Annotated in this window: 27 protein-coding genes; 20 read left to right on the plus strand and 7 right to left on the minus strand. The window is 70.0% G+C overall.

What is annotated here, in order from left to right:
- The first annotated feature begins 18 nt into the window (after positions 1-18).
- From ACW7GZ_RS04330 to ACW7GZ_RS04355, 6 genes are read left to right on the plus strand one after another with little or no spacing between them, the layout of a single operon-like run.
- The gene (locus ACW7GZ_RS04330) at positions 19-717 is read left to right on the plus strand and encodes a DUF4159 domain-containing protein (RefSeq protein WP_457003803.1); all 699 of its coding nucleotides are present in this window, start codon (positions 19-21) and stop codon (positions 715-717) included.
- Positions 718-755: 38 nt separating this feature from the next.
- The gene (locus ACW7GZ_RS04335; RefSeq protein WP_457003801.1) at positions 756-1,754 is read left to right on the plus strand and encodes an AAA family ATPase; all 999 of its coding nucleotides are present in this window, start codon (positions 756-758) and stop codon (positions 1,752-1,754) included.
- Between the two features lie 11 nt (positions 1,755-1,765).
- On the plus strand, positions 1,766-2,671 hold the full coding sequence (locus tag ACW7GZ_RS04340; protein WP_457008048.1) for a DUF58 domain-containing protein: 906 nt from the start codon (positions 1,766-1,768) through the stop codon (positions 2,669-2,671).
- On the plus strand, positions 2,668-3,870 hold the full coding sequence (locus ACW7GZ_RS04345) for a BatA domain-containing protein (RefSeq protein ID WP_457008050.1): 1,203 nt from the start codon (positions 2,668-2,670) through the stop codon (positions 3,868-3,870). The genes ACW7GZ_RS04340 and ACW7GZ_RS04345 overlap by 4 nt, the downstream gene beginning before the upstream one ends.
- Positions 3,867-6,161: a hypothetical protein gene (locus ACW7GZ_RS04350; protein WP_457008052.1), complete on the plus strand. Its 2,295-nt coding sequence runs from the start codon at positions 3,867-3,869 to the stop codon at positions 6,159-6,161. Before ACW7GZ_RS04345 ends, ACW7GZ_RS04350 begins: the two co-directional genes overlap by 4 nt.
- Positions 6,158-7,996: a carboxypeptidase regulatory-like domain-containing protein gene (locus tag ACW7GZ_RS04355; protein ID WP_457008053.1), complete on the plus strand. Its 1,839-nt coding sequence runs from the start codon at positions 6,158-6,160 to the stop codon at positions 7,994-7,996. The genes ACW7GZ_RS04350 and ACW7GZ_RS04355 overlap by 4 nt, the downstream gene beginning before the upstream one ends.
- A gap of 108 nt (positions 7,997-8,104) precedes the next feature.
- On the opposite strand, the gene ACW7GZ_RS04360 is transcribed toward ACW7GZ_RS04355, so the two are convergent.
- From ACW7GZ_RS04360 to ACW7GZ_RS04390, 7 genes are all read right to left on the minus strand, one after another.
- Entirely contained in the window at positions 8,105-8,782 is a 678-nt protein-coding gene (locus tag ACW7GZ_RS04360) for an OmpA family protein (RefSeq protein WP_457003794.1), read from the minus strand.
- Positions 8,783-8,873: 91 nt separating this feature from the next.
- Positions 8,874-10,016 (minus strand): alanine racemase, encoded by a 1,143-nt coding sequence (alr, locus tag ACW7GZ_RS04365; protein WP_457008055.1) that lies wholly within the window; start codon positions 10,014-10,016, stop codon positions 8,874-8,876.
- Between the two features lie 6 nt (positions 10,017-10,022).
- Positions 10,023-11,438, minus strand: coding sequence for a replicative DNA helicase (locus ACW7GZ_RS04370; RefSeq protein WP_457003791.1), 1,416 nt, complete (start codon positions 11,436-11,438; stop codon positions 10,023-10,025).
- Positions 11,439-11,643: 205 nt separating this feature from the next.
- Positions 11,644-12,096, minus strand: coding sequence for a 50S ribosomal protein L9 (rplI, locus tag ACW7GZ_RS04375; RefSeq protein ID WP_457003789.1), 453 nt, complete (start codon positions 12,094-12,096; stop codon positions 11,644-11,646).
- Between the two features lie 98 nt (positions 12,097-12,194).
- Entirely contained in the window at positions 12,195-12,425 is a 231-nt protein-coding gene (gene rpsR, locus ACW7GZ_RS04380) for a 30S ribosomal protein S18 (RefSeq protein ID WP_343254345.1), read from the minus strand.
- An 11-nt stretch (positions 12,426-12,436) separates the two neighbouring features.
- On the minus strand, positions 12,437-12,889 hold the full coding sequence (rpsF, locus tag ACW7GZ_RS04385; protein WP_457003787.1) for a 30S ribosomal protein S6: 453 nt from the start codon (positions 12,887-12,889) through the stop codon (positions 12,437-12,439).
- Positions 12,890-13,470: 581 nt separating this feature from the next.
- Positions 13,471-13,812: a HesB/IscA family protein gene (locus ACW7GZ_RS04390; protein WP_457003785.1), complete on the minus strand. Its 342-nt coding sequence runs from the start codon at positions 13,810-13,812 to the stop codon at positions 13,471-13,473.
- 93 nt (positions 13,813-13,905) lie between these two features.
- Between ACW7GZ_RS04390 and asnS the strand changes: the two genes are divergently transcribed.
- The 14 genes from asnS to ACW7GZ_RS04460 all read left to right on the plus strand — a co-directional run bounded on the left by asnS (position 13,906) and on the right by ACW7GZ_RS04460 (position 25,321).
- On the plus strand, positions 13,906-15,306 hold the full coding sequence (gene asnS, locus ACW7GZ_RS04395) for an asparagine--tRNA ligase (protein ID WP_457003783.1): 1,401 nt from the start codon (positions 13,906-13,908) through the stop codon (positions 15,304-15,306).
- 4 nt (positions 15,307-15,310) lie between these two features.
- Positions 15,311-15,616, plus strand: a complete 306-nt coding sequence (locus ACW7GZ_RS04400) for a hypothetical protein (RefSeq protein ID WP_457003781.1) — start codon at positions 15,311-15,313, stop codon at positions 15,614-15,616.
- A complete protein-coding gene (locus ACW7GZ_RS04405; RefSeq protein ID WP_457003779.1) occupies positions 15,613-15,936 on the plus strand; it encodes a hypothetical protein in 324 nt (107 codons plus the stop codon). Before ACW7GZ_RS04400 ends, ACW7GZ_RS04405 begins: the two co-directional genes overlap by 4 nt.
- Positions 15,937-15,970: 34 nt before the next feature.
- Positions 15,971-16,756, plus strand: coding sequence for an SDR family oxidoreductase (locus ACW7GZ_RS04410; protein ID WP_457003777.1), 786 nt, complete (start codon positions 15,971-15,973; stop codon positions 16,754-16,756).
- Positions 16,757-16,760: 4 nt separating this feature from the next.
- Entirely contained in the window at positions 16,761-17,573 is an 813-nt protein-coding gene (nei, locus tag ACW7GZ_RS04415) for an endonuclease VIII (protein WP_457003776.1), read from the plus strand.
- Between the two features lie 31 nt (positions 17,574-17,604).
- On the plus strand, positions 17,605-19,029 hold the full coding sequence (locus ACW7GZ_RS04420; RefSeq protein ID WP_457008057.1) for an aldehyde dehydrogenase: 1,425 nt from the start codon (positions 17,605-17,607) through the stop codon (positions 19,027-19,029).
- Positions 19,030-19,067: 38 nt separating this feature from the next.
- Positions 19,068-19,730: a carbonate dehydratase gene (gene can / locus ACW7GZ_RS04425; RefSeq protein ID WP_457008059.1), complete on the plus strand. Its 663-nt coding sequence runs from the start codon at positions 19,068-19,070 to the stop codon at positions 19,728-19,730.
- Between the two features lies 1 nt (position 19,731).
- Positions 19,732-20,169: a RidA family protein gene (locus ACW7GZ_RS04430; RefSeq protein ID WP_457003771.1), complete on the plus strand. Its 438-nt coding sequence runs from the start codon at positions 19,732-19,734 to the stop codon at positions 20,167-20,169.
- A gap of 21 nt (positions 20,170-20,190) precedes the next feature.
- Entirely contained in the window at positions 20,191-20,739 is a 549-nt protein-coding gene (locus ACW7GZ_RS04435; protein ID WP_457003769.1) for a 3-hydroxyanthranilate 3,4-dioxygenase, read from the plus strand.
- A gap of 104 nt (positions 20,740-20,843) precedes the next feature.
- Positions 20,844-21,086: an AbrB/MazE/SpoVT family DNA-binding domain-containing protein gene (locus tag ACW7GZ_RS04440; RefSeq protein WP_457003767.1), complete on the plus strand. Its 243-nt coding sequence runs from the start codon at positions 20,844-20,846 to the stop codon at positions 21,084-21,086.
- A 5-nt stretch (positions 21,087-21,091) separates the two neighbouring features.
- The gene (locus ACW7GZ_RS04445; RefSeq protein ID WP_457003766.1) at positions 21,092-21,499 is read left to right on the plus strand and encodes a type II toxin-antitoxin system VapC family toxin; all 408 of its coding nucleotides are present in this window, start codon (positions 21,092-21,094) and stop codon (positions 21,497-21,499) included.
- Entirely contained in the window at positions 21,500-22,525 is a 1,026-nt protein-coding gene (locus tag ACW7GZ_RS04450; protein WP_457003764.1) for an amidohydrolase family protein, read from the plus strand.
- A 136-nt stretch (positions 22,526-22,661) separates the two neighbouring features.
- Positions 22,662-23,954, plus strand: a complete 1,293-nt coding sequence (gene kynU, locus ACW7GZ_RS04455) for a kynureninase (RefSeq protein ID WP_457008061.1) — start codon at positions 22,662-22,664, stop codon at positions 23,952-23,954.
- Positions 23,951-25,321: an FAD-dependent oxidoreductase gene (locus ACW7GZ_RS04460; RefSeq protein ID WP_457008063.1), complete on the plus strand. Its 1,371-nt coding sequence runs from the start codon at positions 23,951-23,953 to the stop codon at positions 25,319-25,321. The genes kynU and ACW7GZ_RS04460 overlap by 4 nt, the downstream gene beginning before the upstream one ends.
- The last annotated feature ends 14 nt before the right edge of the window (positions 25,322-25,335 follow it).

The raw sequence follows: 25,335 nt of genomic DNA on the forward strand, positions 1-25,335 counted from the left end.
GGCGGGGGCCGGGGCGACGTGGACCGCCGCGGCGCGCTGCGCCTCTTTGCCGCCGCATTCGCGGCCTCCGTGCTCCCGGCGACCGCGCGCGCCAACACCGGCCATGACTTCTGGTTCACCCGCCTGAAGTACGACTCCGGGAACTGGGACGTCGACCAGCGCATGCCGGCCAACCTGGCCACCGCGCTGGTCGACTACACCAGCCTGCGCGTGGATCCGAAGGAGCACGTGGTCGCGCTGGCCGATCCGAAGATGCTGCTGGCGCCGTTCTGCTATCTGGCCGGCCACAAGCTGGTGGAGTTCAGCCCGGCCGAGCGGCGCAACTTCGAGCGCTACGTGCGCAACGGCGGCTTCGTCTTCGTCGACGACTGCAACCACGACATCGACGGTCTGTTCGCGAAGTCCTTCGAACGGCAGATGGCGGACATCTTCGGCGGCGACGCCCTGGGCAAGCTGCCGAACACCCATCCGCTCTATTCCAGCTTCTTCCGCTTCCCCGACGGCCCACCCGCGACCAGCTACGAGCTCAACGGCTGGGGCGACGACCTGGTGCACGACTACCTCAAGGGCATCGAGGTCGACGGCCGCCTGGGCGTGCTCTACAGCAACAAGGACTACGGCTGCGAGTGGGACTACGACTGGCGCAACAAGCGCTTCCTGGCCGAGGACAACACGAAGTTCGCGGTCAACATCGTCGTCTACGCCCTGAGCGCATGAAGCCTGCCCCAACAGAGAACAATCGGTATCGCTTGCCAATGAACCCCACACTCGACGAATCCCGCATCCGCGAACAGCTCGACCGCATCGGCGCCCTGCGCGCCGCCATCGCCCAGGCCGTGGTCGGCCAGGACGCGGTAGTCGAGCAGATGCTGGTCGCCCTGCTCGCCGGCGGCCACTGCCTGCTCGAGGGCGTCCCCGGCCTCGGCAAGACCCTGCTCGTGCGCTCGCTTGGCCAGGCGCTCGACCTCGGCTTCCGCCGCATCCAGTTCACCCCGGACCTCATGCCCAGCGACATCCTCGGCACCGAGATCCTGGAAGAGGAGCACGGCACCGGCCGGCGCAGCTTCACGTTCCAGCGCGGCCCGGTGTTCACCCACCTGCTGCTGGCCGACGAGCTCAACCGCACCCCGCCGCGCACCCAGGCCGCCCTGCTGGAAGCGATGCAGGAACGCACCGTCAGCTACGCCGGCACTACCCACGCCCTGCCCGCGCCCTTCTTCGTGCTCGCCACCCAGAACCCGCTCGAGCAGGCCGGGACCTATCCGCTGCCCGAGGCGCAGCTGGACCGCTTCCTGCTGCACGTGCGGGTGGAGTATCCAGACGAGGCCGAGGAGCGCGAGATCCTGCTGCAGACCACCGGCAGCGCCCGCCCGCTCGTCCCGAAGGTGATGGACGGCGACGACGTGCTGGCACTGCAGGCGCTGGTGCGCGAGGTGCACCTGGGCGAGGACCTGCTGGCCTGGATCACGCGCCTGGTGCGCGCCAGCCGCCCCGGCCCGGATGCGCCGCAGGCGGTGCGCGACTGGGTGCGCTGGGGCGCCGGCCCGCGCGCCGGCCAGTCGCTGGTCCTGGCGGCGAAGGCGCGGGCACTGCTGCAGGGGCGCTACGCGGCCACGCGCGAGGACGTGCATGCGATGGCCGCACCGGTGATGCGCCACCGCCTGCTCCTGTCCTTCGCCGCCGAAGCCGAGCAGAAGGACGCCGACGACGTGGTCGCGGCCCTGCTGCAGGCCGTGCCCGCACCGGCCGCCTGAGCGGCCGCGCGATGTCCACGCCCGGTTTCCTGCCGGCCGATGTCCGCGCGCGCCTGCGGCGGATCGCGATCACCCCGCGACGGGCCCAGGGCGACCGCGGCTTCGGCCTGCACGCCAGCCGCACCCGCGGCGCCGGCATCGAGTTCGCCCAGTACCGCGCCTACGAGCCCGGCGACGAGCCGCGCCAGGTCGACTGGAAACTCTACGCGCGCTCCGACCGCTGGTTCGTGCGCGAAGCCGAGCGCGACAGCCCGTTGGCGATCTGGATCCTCGTCGATGCCAGCGCGTCGATGGCGCAGGCCGATCGTGCGCGTCCCGACTGGTCAAGGCTGGATGCCGCCCGTGGACTCGCCGCCGCGACCATGGACATCGCGCTGCGCCAGGGCGACCGCTTCGGACTGGCCATGGTGAACGGCGACGGGTTGGCGATGCAGGCGGCCTCGGGCGGAGCGCGACACCGCGACCGCTGCCTGCTCGCACTCGATCGCCTGCAGGCCGATGGCAGCTGGCCGGCCACGGGCGCGCTTGCGCCGCTGCACGGACGCATCGCCCCACGGGACCTGGTGCTGCTGCTGACCGACGGCTTCGATGCGCAGGCGCTGGCGCTGGCCGGGCGCCTGGCGGCGGCGCAGCGCGAGGTCCTTGCGATCCGCCTCCTGTCCGTCGAGGAGCGCGACTTCCCCTTCGAACGCGGACACGTCTTCCGCGACGTCGAGGCCGGCACGGAACTCCGCGGTGACGGCGGCGCCATGCGCGCGGACTTCCTGCAGCGCTTTGGCGCCGCACGGCGCGAGCAGGCCGCGCACCTGGCCGCCGCCGGCATCCGCCAGGTGGAATACATGCTCGACGAACCGCTCGACCTGCCGCTGCGGCGCCTGTTCGACGGCGGCGCCGGTGCCGGAGGCGGGGCAGCGTGAGTCCGGCCCTGCTCCTGCCCGCCGGCCTTGCCGCACTGGTCGCGCTCGCCGTGCCGCTGCTGCTGCACCTGGCGCGGCGGGAAGAGCAGCAGCCGGTCGACTTCGCAGCGCTGCGCTGGCTCACGGCACGACTGCGGCCGCGCCAGCGGCTGCGCTTCGAGGAGCGCCTGCTGCTCATCCTGCGGCTGCTGCTCATCGTTCTGCTGGCCCTGCTGATGGCGCGGCCGGTGCTGCCGCTTGCGGGCGGCGGAACGCCGTGGATCGTCGCGGCGCCGGGCGTTGGCGCGGACTCGCTTCGCGACGCCGCGTATTCCAGTGCGGAAGCTGCTGCAGCGGATGCGGGCGGCGATCACGGCAGCAACGACGATGGTGGTTCCACGGACATCCAGCGCCGCTGGTTGGCCCCGGGCTTCCCATCGCTGGACGAAGCTCCGCCACCAACCGACGCCCGGATGACCATCAGCCTGCTGCGCCAACTCGACATGCACATGGCAACCGGTGCCCCGCTGGTCGTGCTGGTGCCACCCGTGCTGGACGGCGTCGATGCCGATCGTCCGCGGCTGTCGCGTCCGGTGGACTGGCGCGTGATTCCCGCGGCCGGCGCGTCGTCGCCCGTCGCCCGGGAGGGAGGCGCCCCGGCATCGCCCGCACCGCGGCTCCTCATCGAAGACGCCGGGAACGGCACCGGCGCGCGCTACCTGCAAGCCGTGGCTGCCGCCTGGCGGGCAACTCTCGGCGGCGACGGCTTGGACGTGCGCGCGTGGCTCACGCCGGGGGCGCTGCCACCGGAGGCGATTGCATGGATCGAGGCCGGCGGCACTGCGCTGCTCGCCCACGACACGCGGCTGCCGGCGCTGGAAGACGCCGCGTCTTTGTGGGAAGACGAACAGGGCCGACCGCTGCTGCGCGCGGCCGCGCTCGGCAGCGGTCGCGTCCTGCAGTGGACGCGACCGCTGGCCCCCGAGGCGCTCCCGATCCTGCTGGACGCCGACTTCCCGCACCGGCTCCACGTCGCCATCGAGCCGCCGCCCGCGCCCTCGCGCGTGCTCGCCGCCGAACATGCGCCGCTGCCGGCGGATGTCGGCCCCTGGCCGCAGGCGCTGCGCGAGCTTTCACCCTGGCTGGCGCTGGCCATCGGCCTGCTGTTCCTGTTCGAGCGCTGGCTCGCGGCGGGACCGCGCCGGGAGCGCGGGGCATGAGCAGCGACGCCTTCGGGCAGCTGCTGCGCGCCGCGCGGCGTCGCCGGTTCGCGGCCACGCTGGCACCCGCCCTGCCCTGGGTGGCCGTCGCGACCGTCATCGCCTGGCGCCTCGGCGATGGACGCCCGGCGCTGATCGTGGGCATCGCGTTTGCCGCCCTGCTCCTCGTCTTGGCGCTGGCCCGGTGGTCTTCCCGGGCGCTCGATCACGGCTGGCTGCAGCGCCATCTCGACGCCCGCCATCCACGGCTCGAAGACAGCAGCGCCCTGCTCGCCGTCGATGGGTCACGCCTGCCGCCGCTGGCGCGGCTGCAGCGCGATCGCATCCTGCAGCGACTGCCTTCCGCCGAGGCCGCCGGCGTCCGCGCACCCTGGCCGCTGGCCCGCATCCTGGCCAGCGCCGCGACCGCCGCCCTGCTGATCGCAGCCATCCTGCTGTGGCCGGCCGCATCGTCCCCCGGCACTTCGCCAGGCACGGGCAGCACCCGCACCGCCACGGCCGCCACGCCGGTCGCGATCGAACTGCTCGAACACCGCCTCGGCATCACCCCGCCCGCCTATACCCGCCTGCCCGCGCGTGAGGAAGCAGTCCTGGACGCGAAGGTCCCCGAGGGCACGACGCTGGCCTGGACGCTGCGCTTCAACACTCCGCCCGACGCGGTGGCGCTGGAGTTCGTCGACGGCCGGCGGATCGCGCTCGAACGCGATGGCGAGCACTGGCGCGCCGAAGACGTCGCCGGGCAGCCCGGCCTCTATCGCATCGTCGCCAGCGCTGCCCGGCCCTGGCGTGACGAGGTCCTGCACCGCATCGACGTGATCCGCGACCTCCCGCCATCGATCCGGGTCACCGCACCGGCACAGACCCTCAGCCTGCGCACGCCAGGACAGCGACGCTGGACGCTGGCCTTCGCAGCCGGGGACGACCACGGACTTGCCGCCAGCGCCACGATGCACCTCACCATGACCGAAGGCAGCGGCGAGAACATCCGGTTCCGCGACGACGTCCGCCAGCTCAGCGGGCGCGGCGACCGGCACGGCCGGCGGTTTTCGGAGCAGCTTGATCTCGATGCGCTCGGCCTCGCCGAAGGCGATGACCTGATCGTGTACTTCGTCGTGCACGACAATCGCCCCGGGCGCGCGCAGTCCGCGCGCAGTGCCAGCCACATCCTCCGCTGGCCGCCGCCGCAGGCGCGCGGGGACAGCGGCATGGATGGCGTGCTGCAGAAGGTGTTGCCCGCCTACTTCGCCAGCCAGCGCCGGATCATCATCGATGCCGAGGCCCTGATCGCCGAGCGCCCGCGGCTGCAGGACGAGGCCTTCGGCGCGCGCTCGGATGCGATCGCGGTGGACCAGCGCCTGCTGCGGCTGCGCTACGGACAGTTCCTGGGCGAGGAAAGCGAGGGCGCCCCGACGCTGCCTTCCCGCGGACAGGTCGATGCCGACGACCTGCCGCCACCGCCGATCCTGCTGCCGACCAGCGACGCCGAGGACGAGGCCGACGCATGGCGCGAGATGGTGTCCGCCGCCCGGGACGAGGCCCGCGAACACGGCGACGAGAGCGACAGCGGGCATGGCGGACCCGCGGCGACGGGCGACGGACACGACCATGCCTCCGGCGATGCCCCTCCGCCGGGCGAACCCGGCCGCAGCGGATTCGGCGAGGCCGGCGACGTGCTCGAGGAATTCGGCCACGTCCACGACATCCCCGAGGCCGCGACCCTGCTCGACCCGAAGACGCGCGCCCTGCTGCGCCGCGCGCTGGGCGAGATGTGGCAGTCCGAACTCGCCCTGCGCCAGGCACGCCCGCGCGACGCGCTGCCGCCTGCGAACCGCGCCCTGGTCCTGGTCAAGGAGATCCAGCAGACCGACCGCATCCATCTCGCACGTACCGGCACCGGACTGCCGCCGGTCGACTTCGGCCGGCGGCTCTCGGGCGATCGCGCGGGCATCGCCAGTCGGCGCGCCCCGCTGGCGCCCGCCCGCCTGGACGAAGACCTGCCCACCAGGCTCTGGCGCGCCCTCGCCACGCCGCCTGGCGAGGCCAGCATCGACCTGGGCGCGCTGTCGGCCTGGCTGGCCGCCAACGGCGAGCAGGGCAGCGATCCGCTGGCGGTGATGGCCGCGGTCGATGCCGTGCAGCGCGACCCCGCCTGCGAAGATTGCCGTCAACGCCTCCGCGCCCTGCTCTGGCCGCTGACCCGGCCACCGACGGCGGCGCCGCTCCAGCGCCGCGGTCCCGATGCCGTCGGCAAGGCCTATCTGGATGCGCTGCACGGGGAAGACGGCGAATGAGCCTCGCCACGACCATCGCGCTGGTGCTGGCACTGGCGGCAGTGGCCGGCTCGCTGCGCCGCGCCCTGCGCTGGCGCCACCTGCCCGCGCAGCTGCGACCCGGCGCCGGGCATCTCGCCGCCATCCTGCTCCTGCAGTGCGCCTGCGCGGCTCTGCTGTATGCAACCCTGCTGCCGCCCGCGCGCCCGATCGGACAGGCGAGCCTGGTGCTCATGACCGCCGGGACGGACGCGGCGCAGGCGCGCCAAGCGGCGCGTGATGGCGCCCTCCTCGTCGCCCTGCCCGAAGCAGGCAGCGATGCGATCGACGCCGCGGTGGCGCGGCGCGTGCCCGACCTCGCCACGGCGCTGCGCCTGCATCCGCAGGCGGATCGCCTGCACGTCCTGGGGAGCGGACTGGAAGCGCGCGATCGCGAGGCCACGCAGGGCCTGCCGGTCACGTTCGACCCGCCACCGCTGCCGCCGGGCCTCGTCGAACTGCATGCGCCGGCGCGCGTGGCCAGCGGAGGCGTGCTGCGCGTCGCCGGCCGCGTGCAGGATGCGGCAGCGCGCCGCGTGGAACTGCTCGACCCCGCCGGCACCGTCCAGGACCGCGCCACACCGGACGACGAGGGCCGCTTCCGGCTGCTGGCGCCCGTACGGGCATCCGGCCCCGCCATCTACAGGCTGCGGCTCGAGGGCGAGGTCGAAGCCGAAGCCGAAATTCCCGTCGACCCGCGCCCTGGCGACGGCGCACGCCTGCTGCTGCTCTCGGGCGCACCCAGTCCGGAGTTGAAATACCTGCGGCGCTGGGCCAGTGACGCCGGCCTGTCCCTGCACAGCCGCATGGCACTGGGCGGCGGCGTAGCCCTGGGCGACCCGCCGCCCGCCTTCGACCCGGACAGCCTGTCGGACTTCGACCTGGTCATCGTCGACGAGCGCGGCTGGAACGGCCTGGGAGCACCCGCGCGCCGCGCCCTGCTTGCCGCGGTCGGGCAAGGCTTGGGCCTGATGCTTCGCATCAGCGCCGCGCCCGCCGCCACGCGCGATGCCCTGCGCCAACTCGGCTTCACGCTCGGACCGGTTGATCCCGCGCTGGATGCCAATGTGTTCCTGGAGGCAGGCGATGCGTCCACGGCCGATGCCACCACTACCGCTACCGCGGCCAGTCCCCTACCCGCCAGCGACGCCACGAACGAAGCCCCCCCTCCGCTCGCACGCCAGCCGCATCCGATCCTCGCCGACGGCTCGGTGTCCCTGCTCGACGACGCCTCCGGCACGTCGCTTGCGCGCTGGCGCCCGTCGGGACGCGGCCGGATCGCGATCTGGAACCTCGACCAGAGCTTCCGCCTCGTGCTCACCGGGCACGGCCGGCGACACGCCCGCCTGTGGAGCGAAGCGACGGCCACGCTCGCCCGCGCCGGCGCCGCCAGGGCGCCGCGCTTCGACGGCATCGCTCGCGCCGGCCGGCGTGCCACGCTCTGCGACTTCGCGCCCGGTTCCGACCTGGTCGCCCCGGATGGCAGCCGCCTGCATCCGCAGGCCGATCCCCTTGCCGCCGGCTGCGCCGCGGTATGGCCGCGCGACAGCGGCTGGCACCGCGCGGGCCAAGGCGAGGCCGCACCCATGCTGTACGTGCACGCGTCCGATGCACTGCCGGGCCTCGCTGCGCGAACGCGGCGGGACGCCACGCTGCGCCTGGCCGTGACCGCTCCGCCCCCGGACGTCGGCGCCGGAGACAGGCCCACGCCGTTCACCGACGCCGGCCCGCGCTGGCCCTGGTTCCTGGCCTGGCTGCTGGCCGCCGCAGCGCTGTGGTGGCTGGAGCGTGCCGCACGCCGGCGTCCGCATTCTTGAATGCGCCGGATTGGTGGAGGCCAGCGCCACGTCGGCGTGGCCGGACAACGCAAAAAAAAGGGCCGCATCGCTGCGGCCCTTCGTTTGCCTGGGTGATGGATCCGGAGATCAGCCCCGCAGCGGCACCACGCGGATCTCGACGCGGCGATTCTGCGCGCGGCCCTGCTCGGTCGAGTTGTCGGCGATCGGCATGGTCTTGCCGAAGCCCACGATCTCGAAGCGCTCGCGCTGCAGGCCCTGCCCGATCAGGTAGTTGCCCACCGAGTTCGCACGCTGCTCGGAGATGCGCTGGTTGACCGCGTCACCGCCGACGTTGTCGGTATGGCCGGCGACCTCGACGATGGTCTGGTTGTAGTCGGCAAGCGTCGCGGCGACGTTGTTGAGCGCCGGGTAGAACTGCGGCTTCAGTTCGGTCTTGTTGAAATCGAAGGTCACGCCGTCGGGCAGGTTGAGCTTGATCACGTCGCCCTCGCGGTCGACGACGATGCCCGTGCCTGCGGTCTGGCGACGCAGCTCGGCCTCCTGTCGGTCCTGGTAGACGCCCACGGCACCACCGGCCAATCCACCGACGCCGGCACCGACCAGGGCGCGCTGGCGGCGCTCGGTGGCGTCGGAACCGCTCAGCAAACCGGCAACCGCACCGATGCCCGCGCCGACCAGGGCACCCGTGCGGGTCCTGTTCGGATCGTTCGGATCGCTGGTCTGGCCCGTGTAGGTCGCGCAGCTGGTGAGCATGACTGCGCTGGTGGCAAGACTGACAAGCAGGATTCGGGGCGAATTGCGCATGGGAGGCTCCTGTAGGGGCGCTCGGCGCCCGGATAAGTGAACGCGGCCAAGCTACCCGCGTCCGCGTCCCGGCGGAGTGATGGCCCTGAGCCTATTCAGTTTTCGTATAGCCGGCGCCGCGATAGACGCGCGGTATGCGGTCGTTGAGTCCGACCAGGATTTCGTAGGGAATCATCCCGGCAGCTTCGGCCACCCCTTCCACGCGCAGCTCTGCATCACCCTGGCGCCCGAGCAGCACCACCTCGTCCTCGTTCCAGGCGCTGTCCTGGCCGATATCGACCATGAACTGATCCATGCACACCCGCCCCACGATCGGATATCGCCGGCCGCCTATCAGCACCCGGCCGCGGGACGAAAGCGCCCGCGGGAAGCCATCGCCGTAGCCGATGGGTACCGTCACCACGCGCGTGTCGTCGCCGGGCGCCCAGGTTGCGCCGTAGCTCACCGTGTGGCCTGCCCGGACCACCTTGAAGTACACCACCCGCGAAACCAGGGACATCGCAGGCTCGACCGGCACGGCGGGACGGGCGCCGGCGCCCGGCAGCACGCCGTACAGCAGGATGCCGGGGCGCACCATGTCGAGCCGCGTTTCCGGGAAATGGAGGATGCCGCCGGAGTTGGCGATGTGTCGCGGCGGCGTCGGCGCACCGATGCGCGCGAAGTGCGCGCAGGCCTCGTCGAAACGTGCCAGTTGCAGTGCGGTCATCGGCGAATCGGGTTCATCCGAGCTGGCGAGATGCGAGTAGATCCCGGCCAGTCCAATCCACTGCGAGGCCACCGCGGCCTGGATGAAGGGCCCGGCGCTCCAGGCGTGTACCCCGATGCGCTCCATGCCGGTATCGACCTTGAGGTGCACCGTCGCGCGACGCCCCAGCGCCTCAGCGGCGGCCTCGACCTGGCGCAGCTTCTCCAGCGACGACACCGTGATGGCCAGGTCGTGAGCGATGTACTGCGCAACCTGCGGGCCGAAGATCCCGCCCAGCACCAGGATCGGCACGGTGATACCCGCGCGGCGCAGCGCGATGCCCTCTTCCGGGAACGCGACGCCGAGCTGCTCCACGCCCTGTTCCTGCAGGTGCCGCGCCACAGGAACCAGGCCGTGGCCGTAGGCGTTGGCCTTGACGATGGCCATCACCGGCACGCCGGCGTGGGCGCGGATCGCCTGCAGGTTGCCGGCGATGCGGTCGAGGTCGACCAGGATCCGCGTCGGGCGCTCGGCCGCGTGCAGGCTCACGCGCGGCTACTCGAAGCTGCCGACCGAATCGTGGGAAAGGTTGTCGAAGCGGGTGTATTCGCCGAAGAACTTCAGCTTCACCGACCCCGTGGGGCCGTTGCGCTGCTTGCCGATGATCACTTCGGCCAGGCCCTTGTCCGGCGAGTTTTCCTTGTTGTAGTAGTCGTCGCGGTAGATGAAGACGATCACGTCGGCGTCCTGTTCGATCGCGCCGGACTCGCGCAGGTCGGCCATCACCGGGCGTTTGTCGGTACGCGTTTCCAGCGAGCGGTTGAGCTGCGACAGCGCCAGCACCGGAACGTTGAGCTCCTTCGCCAGCCCCTTGAGCGAGCGCGAGATTTCCGAGATCTCGGTGGCGCGGTTCTCCTTGTTGCCGGGCACCGCCATCAGCTGCAGGTAGTCGATCACGATCAGGCCCAGGCCGTGCTCGCGCTTGAGCCGCCGCGCCTTGGCGCGCAGCACGTCGGGCGACAGCGCCGGGGTGTCGTCGATGAAGATCCTGGTTTCCTTCAGCAGCCGGATCGCGCTGGAAATACGGCTCCAGTCCTCGTCCTCCAGCTGGCCGGTGCGCAGGCGGGTGGCGTTGACCCGACCCACCGACGAAATCAGGCGCAGCGCAAGCTGGCTGGCCGACATTTCCATCGAGAACACCGCGACCGGCTTCTTGGTCTTCATCGCCGCGTACTCGGCGATGTTGAGCGCCAGCGTGGTCTTGCCCATGGCCGGGCGCGCCGCGAGGATCAGGAGGTCGGTCGGCTGCAGGCCGGCGGTCATCTCGTCGAACTCGACGTAGCCGGTGGGCAGGCCGGTGATGCCGCCGCCGTTGGCATAGCGCGTCTGCAGGACGTCGAAGGCCTCGGCCATGGCCTGGTTGACCGCGGTGAAGTCGCTGCGGCCGCGATTGCCGGCTTCGGCGATGGCGAACACTTCCTGCTCGGCCTTGGCCAGCAGCTCCGCGCTCTCGCGGCCTTCGGGCTGGAACCCGTCGTTGACGATTTCCGTGCCGACCTCGATCAGCTGCCGCAGCACGGCCTTGTCGCGCACGATCTCGGCATAGGCGACGATGTTGGCGGCGGACGGCGTGGTGGTGGCGAGCTCGACCAGGTAGGCGCCACCGGCGACGAGCTCCGAATGGCCCTGGGACTCGAACCACTCGCCCAGCGTCACCGCGTCGAAGGGCCGGCTGCGATCGGCGAGCTCCTTGATGGCGCGGAAGATCAGCTGGTGGTCGCGACGGTAGAAGTCATCCTCGACAAGCTGGTCGCCGACGCGATCGTAGGCCTCGGGCGACAGCATCAGGCCACCGAGCACCGCCTGCTCGGCTTCGACCGACTGCGGCGGCACGCGCAACTGCTCGATCCGGGCTTCGCCGCGACCCTGGAAGTCCCGGTCCTTCGGCTGGAAGCCGGCTCGTGCGCTCATCGGTATCGGGACTCCCCTGCGGGGGCCGTCAGTGCGGCCCCTTGTTCTGTATCGGACTGACATCGTAGTCGCCTCCGCGCCCGAAGCGTTGCAGACAACCCTGTGGATAACCGGTGGGCATCGCAGCAGGCGAGACCGCAGGCACCCTGAAACGACGACGGGCGCCCTTCGGCGCCCGTCGCGTGATTCCGGCGGTGAGGCCGTATCAGTTGGCTTCAGGCTCGATCACCACCTTGACGGTGGTCTCGACGTCGGCGTGCAGGTGCACGATGACCTCGAACTCGCCGATGGTGCGGAACGCACCCTCGCCCATCACCACCTCGGACTTGTTGACCGGCGTGCCGGCCTTGGTCAGCGCCTCGGCGATATCGCGCGGGCCGACCGAACCGTACAGCTTGCCCTCGGTGGAGGCGTTGGCGTAGATCGTGACGCTGGCGTCCTCGAGCGCGGCCAGGCGCTTGTTGGCGTCGTCCAGCTGGCCTGCGGCCTTGGCCTCGTACTCGGCGCGGCGCGCCTCGAACCCGGCCATGTTGGCGGCGGTGGCCGGCACGGCCTTGCCCTGCGGCATCAGGAAGTTGCGGCCGTAGCCCGGCTTCACGCTGACCTTGTCGCCAAGGTTGCCGAGGTTGATGACCTTCTCGAGAAGGATCAGATCCATGGGGTATCTCCGTATTCGTTAGCGGCGCGCAGGCGCGCCGCAACCGGTGCTGTCCGAACGGACGGTGGCCGGGCCGCCCATGACGGGCGGCCTCGGGATCAGATGTTGTGGTTGTCGGTGTACGGGATCAGGGCCAGGAAGCGCGCGCGCTTGACGGCGGTGGCGAGCTGGCGCTGGTACTTCGCCTTGGTGCCGGTGATGCGGCTGGGGACGATCTTGCCGTTCTCGGTCACGTTCTGGCGCAGGGTGTTGAGATCCTTGTAATCGATCTCCTTGACACCCTCGGCGGTGAACTTGCAGAACTTGCGGCGGCGGAAGAATTTGGACATGTGCGTGATCCTCAGTCGGCTTCGGAGTTGTCGGCAGGCTCGGCGGCGGGCTTTTCCTTCTCGCCCTCGCCCTCGCTCTCACCCTCGTCGTCACGGCGACGGCGTTCGCCGCGCTCCGGACGGTCGGTCTTCTCCGGCTTCTCGTCCTTGTTCTTCATGATCAGGGACTGCTCGGTCTCGGCCTCTTCGCGGCGGACCACGAGGTGGCGCAGGACGGCGTCATTGAAGCGGAAGCCTTCGATCAGCTCGTCGAGCACGGACTGGCCGACCTCGATGTTGAGCATCACGTAGTGGGCCTTGACCAGGTTGTCGATCGGATACGCCAACTGGCGGCGGCCCCAGTCCTCGAGGCGATGGATCTTGCCTTCGGCACCTTCGATCAGGGTCTTGTAGCGCTCGACCATGGCCGGCACCTGCTCGCTCTGGTCCGGATGGACCAGGAACACGATTTCGTAGTGACGCATGTGTTGTTCCTTGTGGATATCGGCCGCGCGGCATGCCGCGGGCCCGGATAGCCCCCGGGACGGTCCAGGCGGACGCCGTGGGGCAAGGGTCTCCCGCAAAACGGGAGCCGAACAGTATGGCACTGCCACGAGCCCTCGGCAACTCTGTAGGAGCAGCTACAGCTGCGACCCGCCCGCCCTACCACTATCCCCATCCACCCCTTCGACGGGGACATTTGGACGGGCTCCTGGAGGCGCGCGATACGGCGACTGGTGGGTACTCCGTGGGCTGTCCCGCTGCGCGGGCCTTTATGCCCACTACGCACCCCCCAGCCGCCTCGCGGCGCTTGGCCGCGAGTCGCCAAAAAAGCAAAAGCGCTGCGCTCTTCTCGCTGCTCCCCGCCGTGGAAACGTCGAAAAGGCGCTGCGCTCTTGGCTCTTCCACCGATTCACCTCAGCGCTGGCAGCGGAGGGTGGGCGGGTATTCCGCCGGCAATCAAGGGCAGCTCCACCGCGACGCCGGCGGAGTACCCGCCCATCCTCCGCCCCCGCGGACTACGATCAAACACTGCGGCTGCGCCTGAGACCGCTCCCCAACTGCGTCAGGCCGCCTTGTCAGCGTCCGTAGTAAAGCTCTCGCCACAGCCACATGCCGCAGCCGCCTTCGGGTTGCTGAACGTGAACTGCTCGTTCAGGCCCTGCTTCAGGAAGTCCATCTGCGTCCCGTCGACCAACTCCAGGCTGTCGGCATCGACAAAGATGCGCACCCCGTCCTGCTCGAACACCGTATCCCCGGCCTGTTCATCACGCGCCAGGTCGACCGCATAGCCCCAGCCGGAGCAGCCCGTGCGGCGCACGCCGAAGCGCAGCCCGAGGGCGTCGGGTGCCGAAGCGAGATAGCCCTTCACGCGTTCAAGGGCGGCGGGAGCAAGAGTGATGGCCATGGCGTCGATTGTACTCCGAAGGGGCAGGTACGCCCGGGATGCGTCCGGTAAACTGCACAACAAGTATCGGTCCCCTCCCCAAGGATTCAAGGCATGACGGTGGTCAGCGTCGAACATGCGCTCTCGGGCAAACTGCCCGCCGGCGGCGAAGTCACGGTCCGCGGCTGGGTGCGCACCCGCAGGGACTCCAAGGCAGGCCTGAGCTTCGTCAACGTCAGCGACGGCTCCTGCTTCGCCCCCGTGCAGGTGGTCGCGCCCAGCGCGCTGCCCAACTACGAGGACGAAGTGAAGCGCCTGACCGCCGGCTGCGCGGTCATCGCGACCGGCGTCCTGGTGCCCTCCCAGGGGCAGGGCCAGGGCTTCGAGATCCAGGCCACCGCGATCGAAGTGGTCGGCTGGGTGGACGACCCGGAAACCTATCCGATCCAGCCCAAGGCGCACTCGCTGGAATTCCTGCGCGAAGTCGCCCACCTGCGCCCGCGCACCAACCTGTTCGGCGCCGTCACCCGGATCCGCCACTGCCTGGCGCAGGCCGCGCACCGCTACTTCCACGAGAACGGCTATTTCTGGGTCAACACCCCGATCATCACCACCTCCGACGCCGAAGGCGCCGGGCAGATGTTCCGCGTGTCCACCCTGGACATGGCCAACCTGCCGCGCGGCAAGGACGGCGCGGTCGACTTCAGCCGCGACTTCTTCGGCAAGGAGACCTTCCTTACCGTCTCCGGCCAGCTCAACGTCGAAGCCTTCGCCCTGGCGATGAGCAAGGTCTACACATTCGGCCCGACCTTCCGCGCCGAGAACAGCCACACCACCCGCCACCTGGCCGAGTTCTGGATGATCGAGCCGGAGATCGCCTTCGCCGACCTCGACGACACCGCGCGCATCTCCGAAGAGTTCCTGAAATACCTGTTCCGCGCCGTGCTCGACGAACGCGGCGACGACATGGCCTTCATTGCCGAGCGCGTGCAGAAGGACGCGATCACGCGCCTGGAGGGTTTCGTCAACGCGCCGTTCGAACGCATCGAATACGGCGACGCGATCACCCTCTTGCAGAAGTCCGGCCACAAGTTCGACTTCCCGGTCGAATGGGGCCTGGACCTGCAGACCGAGCACGAACGCTGGCTGACCGAGCAACACGTCGGCCGCCCGGTGGTGGTCACCAACTACCCCGAGCACATCAAGGCCTTCTACATGCGCCTCAACGACGACGGGAAAACCGTCGCCGCGCTGGACGTGCTGGCGCCGGGCATCGGCGAGATCATCGGCGGCTCGCAGCGCGAGGAGCGCCTGGACGTGCTCGACGCGCGCATGGACCAGTTCGGCCTCGACCGTGAGCTGTACGACTGGTACCGCGACTTCCGCCGCTACGGCACCGTGCCGCACGCCGGCTTCGGCCTCGGCTTCGAGCGCCTGGTGGTCTACGTCTGCGGCCTGTCCAACATCCGCGACGCGATCCCCTACCCGCGCGCGCCCGGCACCGCGGAGTACTGAGGCCGTGCTGCTGTTCCTTGCCCTGTGCTTCGTCGGCATCGCCATCGCCGGCGCCTGCGCGTACATCATCTTCTGGCCGCTGTCGCTGGTGCACCTGCGCGATCGCCACCCGGACGTGCGCGAACGCCTCGGCGACGGCGCTTTCCTGAAACCTGCCGTGATGTGGTGGCTGCTGGGAGGCGGGTACCGCGACACCCGCGACCCGACCTTCACCGGCCTGGCCACGCCGGCGCGCATCGCGCTGTCGACGGTGATCTTCGGCCTGGGCGGCGCCGCCATCATGTGGCTGTGGTCGGTGGCGCTGTCATGACCGGCCCGATGGACACGGCGCAGCGCGACGAATGGTGGCTGGCGAGCCTCGGCCGGATCGTGATCTGGGCGCGGCTGCGCGTGCGCGAGGCCGGCACCGCCGAAGTCCTCGACAGCGACGGCAACACCCTGGTCTATGAAAGCGAGGACACTGCGCGCGCGATGCTGCTCGACGCCGAGTTCGTGGCTCTGGAGGGCATCGACGAGGCCGACGCGGCCGAACGCGGCTTCATGCTCGACGAACTCGCGCCACCGAAGGGCGATGACGACACCGTCCTGCAGGCCGGCATGGTGCAGACGCTGCGCGGCGGAAAGGCCTGACCAGCACAACCCCACGGCTTCAATGGAGGACAGCATGGATCTCGATCTCAAGGGGCGTCATGCCCTGGTCTGCGGCGCTTCGGAAGGCATCGGCCGCGCCACCGCGCTTGAACTGGCCGCGCTTGGCGCGAGTGTCACCGTGCTGTCCCGCCGCGAAGAAGCGCTGCGCGAGGTGATCGACGGGCTCGCCGCGGGCGACGGCCGCGAACACCGCCTGGTCGTGGCCGACAGCGCGGACACCGACGGCCTGCAAAAGGCCGTGGCCTCGGTGGTCGCCCGGCGCCCGGTGCACATCCTGGTCAACAACACCGGTGGCCCGCCGGGCGGCCCGCTGGCCGACGCGTCGCTGGCGGCCTTCGAGGAGGCCTTCCGTCGCCACCTGCTCGCCAACCAGGTGCTGCTGCAGGCGGTGCTGCCGGGCATGCGCGGGGCGCGCTGGGGGCGCATCGTCAACGTCGTCTCGACCTCGGTGCGCGAGCCGATCGCGGGCCTGGGCGTGTCCAACACGACCCGCGGCGCGGTGGCTTCCTGGGCCAAGACCCTGTCGCGCGAACTCGCGCCCGACGGCATCACCGTCAACAACGTGCTGCCGGGCTTCACCGAAACCGGGCGCATCCGCCAGATCATCAGCGACCGCGCGGGCAAGGAAGGCCGCAGCGAGGACGACATCCGCCGCGACATGGAGGCCGCGATCCCGGCTCGCCGCTTCGCCACCGCCGACGAGACCGGCGGCGTCATCGCCTTCCTGTGCTCGCCGGCCGCGGCCTACGTCAACGGCGTCAGCCTGGCGGTGGACGGCGGGCGCATGGCCTCGATCTGAGGCCGTGCCCGAAGGCCCGGAGATCCGCCGTGCCGCCGACCGCCTCGCCGCGGCGGCGGTCGGTGAACCGCTGGTCCGCGTTGAGTTCGCGTTCCCCGAGCTGAAGCGCTTCGAGCGCGAACTGGTCGGCCATCGCATCGAGTCGATCACGGCGCGCGGCAAGGCACTGCTCACCCGCTTCGATCACGGCTGGACGCTGTACAGCCACAACCAGCTGTACGGCGTCTGGAAAGTCGCAAACGCAGGCGAGCGCCCGGAGGGCAAGCGCTCCCTGCGCGTGGCCCTGGAAACGGCCGGGAGCGCGATCCTGCTGTACTCCGCATCCGACGTCTCGATGTGGCGCAGCGACGAGGTCGAATCGCATCCCTTCCTGCAGGGGCTCGGCCCCGACGTGCTCGACCCTGCGCTGGACGCCGCCGCGGTGGCCGCCCGCCTGCGGTCGCCGGCCTTCCGCGGCCGTGCGCTGGGTGGGCTGCTGCTCGACCAGGGCTTCCTTGCCGGCATGGGCAACTACCTGCGCTCGGAGGTGCTGTTCGTCGCCGGGCTGCGGCCGGAGCGACGGCCGAAGGATCTCGACGCCACGACCAGCGCACGCCTGGCACAGGCGCTGATCGAGATCCCGCGGCTGAGCTACGCCACCCGCGGCATCGCACCGGCCGACCGCATGCGCGACGACTACCTCACCGATACGCCGGACGCCTATCGCTTCCAGGTCTTCGGCCGCGACGGCCAGCCCTGTCCCGCCTGCGGCGCCGCGATCGAACGTATGAGCGCGGGATCGCGCCGGCTCTACCTCTGCCAAGCCTGCCAGGCCTGACGACCCGGGCCGCCGCAGGTAAGCTTGCGGGATGCGACGCTATCCACACGTCATAGGCGGCAGGACCCGAGACGCCGCCAGCGGCCGCTGGCGCGACGTATTCGATCCAGCCACCGGACAGGCGTATGCCGAAGTAGCGGACGGTGATTCAGGCGATGTAGACGCGGCGGTTGACGCGGCGATGGAGGCCTTCCCCGCCTGGTCCGGGCTACGCAACAGCGAACGTTCGCAGCACCTGGAACGTCTGGCGGCGGCCCTTGAGGCGCGCACCGACGACTTCGCCCATGCCGAGGCCCGCGATGGCGGCAAGCCCTTCGCCTTGGCCCGCGACGCGGAGATCCCGCGAGCAGTGTCCAACCTGCGCTTCTTCGCCCACGCGGCCACGCAGTTCTCCAGCGAATCGCACCACGGCGAAGCCGGCCTGAACTACACCCTGCGCCAGGCCTTGGGCGTGGTCGGGACGATCTCGCCCTGGAACCTGCCGCTGTACCTCTTCACCTGGAAGATCGCGCCGGCGCTGGCCGCGGGCAACACCGTGGTCGCAAAGCCGTCCGAGGTCACGCCGGCGACCGCGACCATGCTCGGCGAACTGGCGCTCGAAGTCGGGTTGCCGCCCGGCGTGCTCAACGTGGTCCACGGCGGCGGCCCCGAAGTCGGCGAAGCGATCGTCCGCCACGCCGCGGTCAAGGCGATCTCCTTCACCGGCAGCACTGCGGTCGGCAAGCGCATCGCCGGTATCGCCGGGCCGCTGCTGAAGAAGGTGTCGCTGGAGCTCGGAGGCAAGAACCCGACCCTGGTCTTCGCCGACAGCGACTGGCGCGACCACCTCGACACCATGGTCCGCTCCGCGTTCCAGAACAGTGGCCAGATCTGCCTGTGCGGCTCCCGCATCCTGGTCGAACGCAAGGTGTACGCCGAGTTCCGCGAAGCCTTCGTGGCGCGCGCGCTGGCGCTGCGACCGGGTGATCCCATGGACAGCGACGCAGACTTCGGGCCGCTGGTTTCGCAGGTGCACTTCGACAAGGTGGTCGCCGCGATCGCGCGCGCCCGGGACGAGGGCGGCCAGCTGCTGTGTGGCGGGGTGGCGCTGGAGCGTCCGGGCTGGTTCGTGGCGCCCACGGTGATCGAAGGCCTGGGTCCCGGCTGCGCCAGCAACCGCGAAGAGATCTTCGGGCCCGTCGCCACCCTGCAGCCCTTCGACGACGACGACCACGCACTGGCGCTGGCCAATGCCGGCGACTACGGCCTGGCGGCCTCGGTCTGGACCCGCGACCTGGCCCGCGCGCACCGCTTCGGCGCGCAGCTGCGTGCGGGCATCGTCTGGATCAACGCCTGGCTGGTGCGCGACCTGCGCACGCCGTTCGGCGGCATGGGCCAGTCCGGCCTCGGCCGCGAAGGCGGCCTGGACGCCATGCGCTTCTTCACCGAACCGCGCAACATCTGCATCGCGACCTGAGCGCCCGCCCCTCCTTCCCCCCAGCACGACGGAATCCCATGCACCGAATGCACGACCTCCTTGAACGCAACCGCATCTGGGCAGAACGCGTCGAGGCCGAGGATCCCGGCTTCTTCACGCGCCTGTCGAAGATCCAGAAGCCGAAGTACCTCTGGATCGGCTGCTCCGATTCGCGCGTGCCGGCCAACCAGATCATCGACATGGCCCCGGGCGAAGTGTTCGTGCACCGCAACGTCGCCAACGTCGTGGTGCACACCGATCTCAACTGCCTGTCGGTGATCCAGTACGCCATCGACGTGCTCGAGGTCGAGCACATCCTGATCGTCGGCCACTACGGCTGTGCCGGCGTGGGTGCAGCGCTCACAAGCGAGCGCGTGGGCCTGGCCGACAACTGGATCCGCCACGTCAAGGACGTCAAGCACAAGCACCGCGCCATCGTCGAGGCGATCGACGACGACGGCATCCGCCACGACCGCCTGTGCGAACTCAACGCGCTGGAGCAGATGATCAACGTCTGCGAATCGACCGTGGTCCGCGAGGCCTGGGCGCGCGGGCAGAAGCTCGCGGTGCACGCCTGGGTGTACTCGCTGCGCAACGGCCGGGTGCACGACCTCGGCCTGTCGATCGACTCGGCCGCGGCGTTGCCGGAGCAATACGAGCCGGCGCTGGAGCGCATCCGCGACGACCGGGAGGACCGCTGAGGTGGGCGAGCGCGTCGTTCGTACCGACACCGCGCCGAAGCCGGTCGGCGCCTACCCGCACGCACGCCGCGTGGGCGGGCTGCTGTTCCTGTCCGGCATCGGTCCGCGCGACCCGGCCACCGACGCGATCCCCGGCAACGACTACTTCGCCGACGGTCGCGTGCGCGACTACGACATCACCGCACAGGCCCGCGCCGTGTTCGCCAACGTCCGCGCGGTGCTCGAGGCCAGCGGCGCGCGCTGGGAGGACCTGGTCGACGTGACCGTCTACCTCACCGACATGGCGCGCGACTTCAAGGCCTACAACGCGGCCTGGGCCGAACACTTCCCGGACCTCGCCAGCGCGCCCTGCCGCACCACGCTGGGCATCACCGCGCTGCCGACGCCGATCGCGATCGAGCTGAAGTGCGTGGCGGCCCTGCCGCCACTGCGCGACTGAAGCCTCCACGGGAGACCGACCATGATTCCCGCACCGCTGAACTTCCAGAAATGGATCGATGACAACCGCCACCTGCTGAAGCCGCCGGTGGGCAACAAGTGCATCTACGACGGCGACTTCATCGTGATGGTGGTCGGCGGCCCGAACGCGCGCACCGACTACCACTGGGAAGAAGGCCCGGAGTGGTTCCACCAGCTCGAAGGCGAGATGGTGCTGCGCATCCAGGAGGACGGGAAGGTGCGCGACGTGCCGATCCGCGCCGGCGAGACCTTCCTGCTGCCGCCGCGCGTGCCGCACTCGCCGCAGCGCGCCGAAGGGTCCATCGGTCTGGTGATCGAGCGCCGCCGCCTGGCGCACGAGGACGACGGCCTGATGTGGTTCTGCGAGGCCTGCAACGAGAAGGTCTACGAGGAGTTCTTCCACCTCGAGGACATCGAACAGGACTTCTTCCGCGTATTCGAGAATTTCTACCGCAGCGATGCACTGCGCACCTGCAAGGCCTGCGGCCATCTCAACCCGAGGCCGACGCGGTATGAGATGCAGGCGGACTCGCAAGCGGACATCACCTGAACTTCGGACAAGTAGCTGACCCCGGTCCATGCTGGCCCCGCGGCTTGCGCCACCGCCATCCAGCATGGTATTACCTTCGCAATCAAAGTAATACCGAGCCAGCCATGGACACCACGATCACCGTCAAGGGCCAGGTCACCATCCCCAAGCGCCTGCGCGACGCCCTTGATCTCACGCCTGGAAGCCAGGTGGAGTTCGTGGTCAACCGCGACGGCGAAGTCGTGGTGCGCAAAGCCGGTGGCGACCGGCCGGGCCGGCGAACGCGACCCGATCGCTTCGAAGCGGCTCGCGGCACGGCACAGGTGAAGTGGCGCACCGACGAGCTCATGGCCCTGCTGCGCGACTGAGCCGCGTGATCCTGGTCGACACCAATGTCCTGATCGACGTCCTCGAGGATGATCCTGATTGGGCGGACTGGTCTGTCGGCCAGCTTCGGGCGCAGTCCCAGTTGCGTACGCTCACCATCAACCCCGTCATCTACGCCGAGCTTTCGCTGGCCTTCGAATCACCCGACGCGCTCGACGCGGCAATTGCCGGCTTGGGCGTCGCACTGCAGGAGATCCCGCGGCCGGCGCTGTTCCTCGCCGGCAGGGCCTTCGTCCGCTATCGGCGTCGCGGCGGCTCGCGGCACAATGTGCTGGCCGATTTCTTCATCGGTGCCCATGCCGCAGTCGCGGGCTGCGGCATCCTCACCCGCGACGTGCGCCGATACCGCGACCATTTCCCGACGGTGAAGCTGATCGCACCGGAGAGTGTCTGAATGCTCAAGATCGACATCCACGCCCATTACCTTCCCCGCGACTGGCCGGACCTCGCCCGCAAGTACGGCGACGACCGCTTCCCGGTGATCCACCACACCGACGACGGCCGCCACCGCATCTACAAGGACGGGCGCTTCTTCCGCGAGATCTGGTCGAAGACCTGGGACGCGCAGGAGCGCATCGACGACTACGCGCGCTTTGGCGTGCAGGTTCAGGTGATCAGCACCGTGCCCGTCATGTTCAGCTACTGGGCCAAACCCAACCAGGCGCTGGAGCTGCACCAGGCGCTCAACGACCACATGGCCGAAACCTGCCGCGCGCATCCACGCCACTACGCCGGCATCGGCACAGTGCCGCTGCAGTCGCCGCGGCTGGCGGTGCAGGAGCTTGAACGCTGCATGGACGAACTCGGCCTGCAGGGCGTGCAGATCGGCTCGCACATCCAGCTGTCGGATGGCCGCCACTGGAACCTCGACGCGCCGGAGCTGTTCCCGTTCTTCGAAGCCGCCGCCGAACTTGGCGCCGCGATTTTGGTGCACCCCTGGGACATGATGGGCACCGACACCATGCCCAAATACTGGCTGCCGTGGCTGGTGGGCATGCCCGCCGAACAGTCGCGCGCGGCGTGTTCGCTGGTGTTCGGCGGCGTGCTGGAACGCCTGCCGAAGCTGAAGATCTGCATGGCGCACGGCGGCGGCAGCTTCCCCTACACCATCGGCCGCATCGAGCACGGCTTCAACATGCGCCCGGACCTGGTGGCCACCGACAACCCGCGCAACCCGCGCGAATACCTCTCGCGCCTGTACTTCGACTCCTGGGTCGCCGACCGCCGCGCGCTCGAATACCTGATCGAAACCTGCGGCGTCGACCGTGTGATGCTGGGCACCGACTACCCCTTCCCGCTCGGCGAGCAGCAACCCGGCGCCGGCATCGACGCCCTCGACCTCGACGATGCCGGCCAGGCCCGCCTCTACAACGGCACCGCGCTGGAGTGGCTGGGCTTGTCACGGTCCAGGTTTGCATGAAGAGCGTTTTTGGCCACGGATCTACGCGGATAAACGCGGATCAAGCGAAAAGACTTTTTGAAATGCGCCTTCCATCCATCTGCTTTTGCCCTATCCGCGTTCATCCGCGTAGATCCGTGGCAAAAAAGGCTTTCCCATGACCGACCAGCACACCGACCAACACGCCGCCGCGCTCGACGAGACTGACCCGCTCCGCGGGCTGCGCGCGGAGTACCACCTCCCACATCACGAAGGTCGCGAGCAGGCGTATTTCTGCGGCAACTCGTTGGGGCTGCAGCCGCGTTCGGCGCGGGCGCACGTGGTCGATGTGCTCGACAAGTGGGCGGCGGAAGCGGTGGAGGCGCATTTCACCGGGACCACGCAGTGGATGCCCTACCACGCGCTGCTGCGCGAGCCGCTGGCGCGGGTGGTGGGCGCGGAGCCGGAAGAAGTGGTGGCGATGAACTCGCTGACCGCCAACCTGCATTTCATGATGGTCAGCTTCTACCGGCCCACGCGCGAGCGGCCGGCGATCCTGATGGAGGCCGGTGCGTTCCCGTCCGACCGCTATGCGCTGGAATCGCAGGTCCGCTTCCACGGCTTCGATCCGGCGACGGACCTGATCGAACTCGAGGCCGACCAGCCCGAAGGCACGTTCTCGATGGAGGCGATCGCGCGCGCCATCGAGGCGCACGGGCCGCGGCTGGCGCTGGTGCTGTGGCCGGGCGTGCAGTACCGCAGCGGCCAGGCCTTCGACGTCGCGGAGATCACGCGCCTGGGGCATGCCGCCGGCGCGATGGTGGGCTTCGACCACGCGCATGCCGCCGGCAACCTGGCGCTGCGCCTGCACGACGACGGCCCGGACTTCGCGGTCTGGTGCCACTACAAATACATGAACGCCGGTCCCGGCGCGGTGGCCGGCTGCTTCGTTCATGCGCGGCACGCGCGCACCGCGCGCCCGCGCTTCGCCGGCTGGTGGGGACACGAGGAGGCCACGCGCTTTCGCATGGAGCCGAATTTCGAGCCGACGCCCGGCGCCGACGGCTGGCAGCTGAGCAATCCGCCGATCCTCGGCCTGGCGCCGCTGCGCGGCTCGCTGGAGCTGTTCGACCGCATCGGGATGGATGCGCTGCGCACGAAGTCGCGGTCGCTGACCGGCTACCTGGAAACGCTGATCGAGCAGCGGCTGGCCGGATCGCTGGATATCGTCACCCCGCGGGATCCCGTGCAGCGCGGCGCCCAGCTTTCCCTGCGGGTGCTCGAGGGTCGCGGACTGCGAGGTCGCGAGGCCGGGCGCTCGCTGTTCGAGTCGCTGTCGACGCAGGGCGTGCTGGGTGACTGGCGCGAGCCCGACGTGATCCGGATCTCGCCAGCGCCGATGTACAACAGCCACGCCGACGTGCTGCGCTTCGTGCGCGCCGCCGAGGCCTGGCGCGAGGGCAAGGCATGAGCGGGGACACGCGCGAAGCCACCATCGTCGGCGCCGGGCTCGCCGGCGCGCTGATGGCCACCCTGCTCGCCCAGCGCGGCTGGAAGGTCGAGGTCTACGAAAGCCGCGGCGACCCGCGCGTGCACGGCTTTGCCGGCGGGCGTTCGATCAACCTGGCCCTGGCCGAGCGCGGCCTGCACGCGCTGCGCGCCGCCGACGCCGACCGCGACGTGCTCGCGCAGGCGGTGATGATGCGCGGACGCATGGTGCATCCGCTCGAGGGAACGCCGCAGCTGCAGCGCTATGGCCGCGACGACAGCGAAGTGATCTGGTCGGTCAGCCGCGGCGAGCTCAACATCACCCTGATCAACGCGGCCGAGGCCGCCGGCGCCAGGCTGCACTTCGACCGCCGCCTCGAGGCCGTGGATTTCACTGCGCGACGCGCCTTCTACCGCGGCGGCGGCGAACTGCATCGCGTGGGATTCAACACCCTGATCGGATGCGACGGCGCCGGCTCCACGCTGCGTGCCCAGATGCAGCAGCACGGCGACCTCGGCGAGCGCACCGAATGGCTCGGCCACGGCTACAAGGAGCTGGAGATCCCGCCCTCCACTGGCGGCGACTTCCGCATCGAGCCCAACGCGCTCCACATCTGGCCGCGCGGCCGCTACATGTGCATCGCCCTGCCCAACGACGAACGCACGTTCACCGTCACCCTGTTCATGGCAATGGAGGACGAAGGCCACGGCGATCCGAGCTTCGAGACCGTGGTCGATGCCGCCGGCGCGCGCGCCCTGTTCGAGCGCGACTTCGCCGACACCCTGCCCCTGATCCCCGAGCTCGGCCACGACTTCGAAGCCAACCCGATCGGAAGCCTGGGCACCCTGTACCTGGACCGTTGGCACGTGGGCGGTGACGCGGTGCTGATCGGCGATGCCGCGCACGCGATGGTGCCCTTCCACGGCCAGGGCATGAACTGCGCCTTCGAGGACTGCGTGGCGCTTGCGACGCAGCTTGATGCCTCACCGGACCTCGCAGCGGCCTACGCCGCCTTCGAGGCCGAGCGAATGCCCGACGCCACCGCTATCCAGCGCATGGCGCTCGACAACTACATAGAGATGCGCGACCTGGTCGACGACGCCGACTATCTGCTGCAGCGCGAGCTGGAGCTGACGCTGCAGGCCCGCCACCCGACCCGCTTCATCCCGCACTACGCGATGGTCACCTTCATGCGCATCCCCTACTCGGTGGCGCTGGAGCGCAGCGAGGTGCAGCGCGGCATCCTCGAAGCCGCGACCCGCGGGCTGGTGCGCGTGGACGACGTGGACCTGGAGGCGACTGATCGCGAGATCCTGCGTCTCCTGCCGCTGCTGGAGGACACCCCATGATTTTCCCTGCGCAC

This window comes from Luteimonas sp. A537 (genome assembly GCF_054052065.1).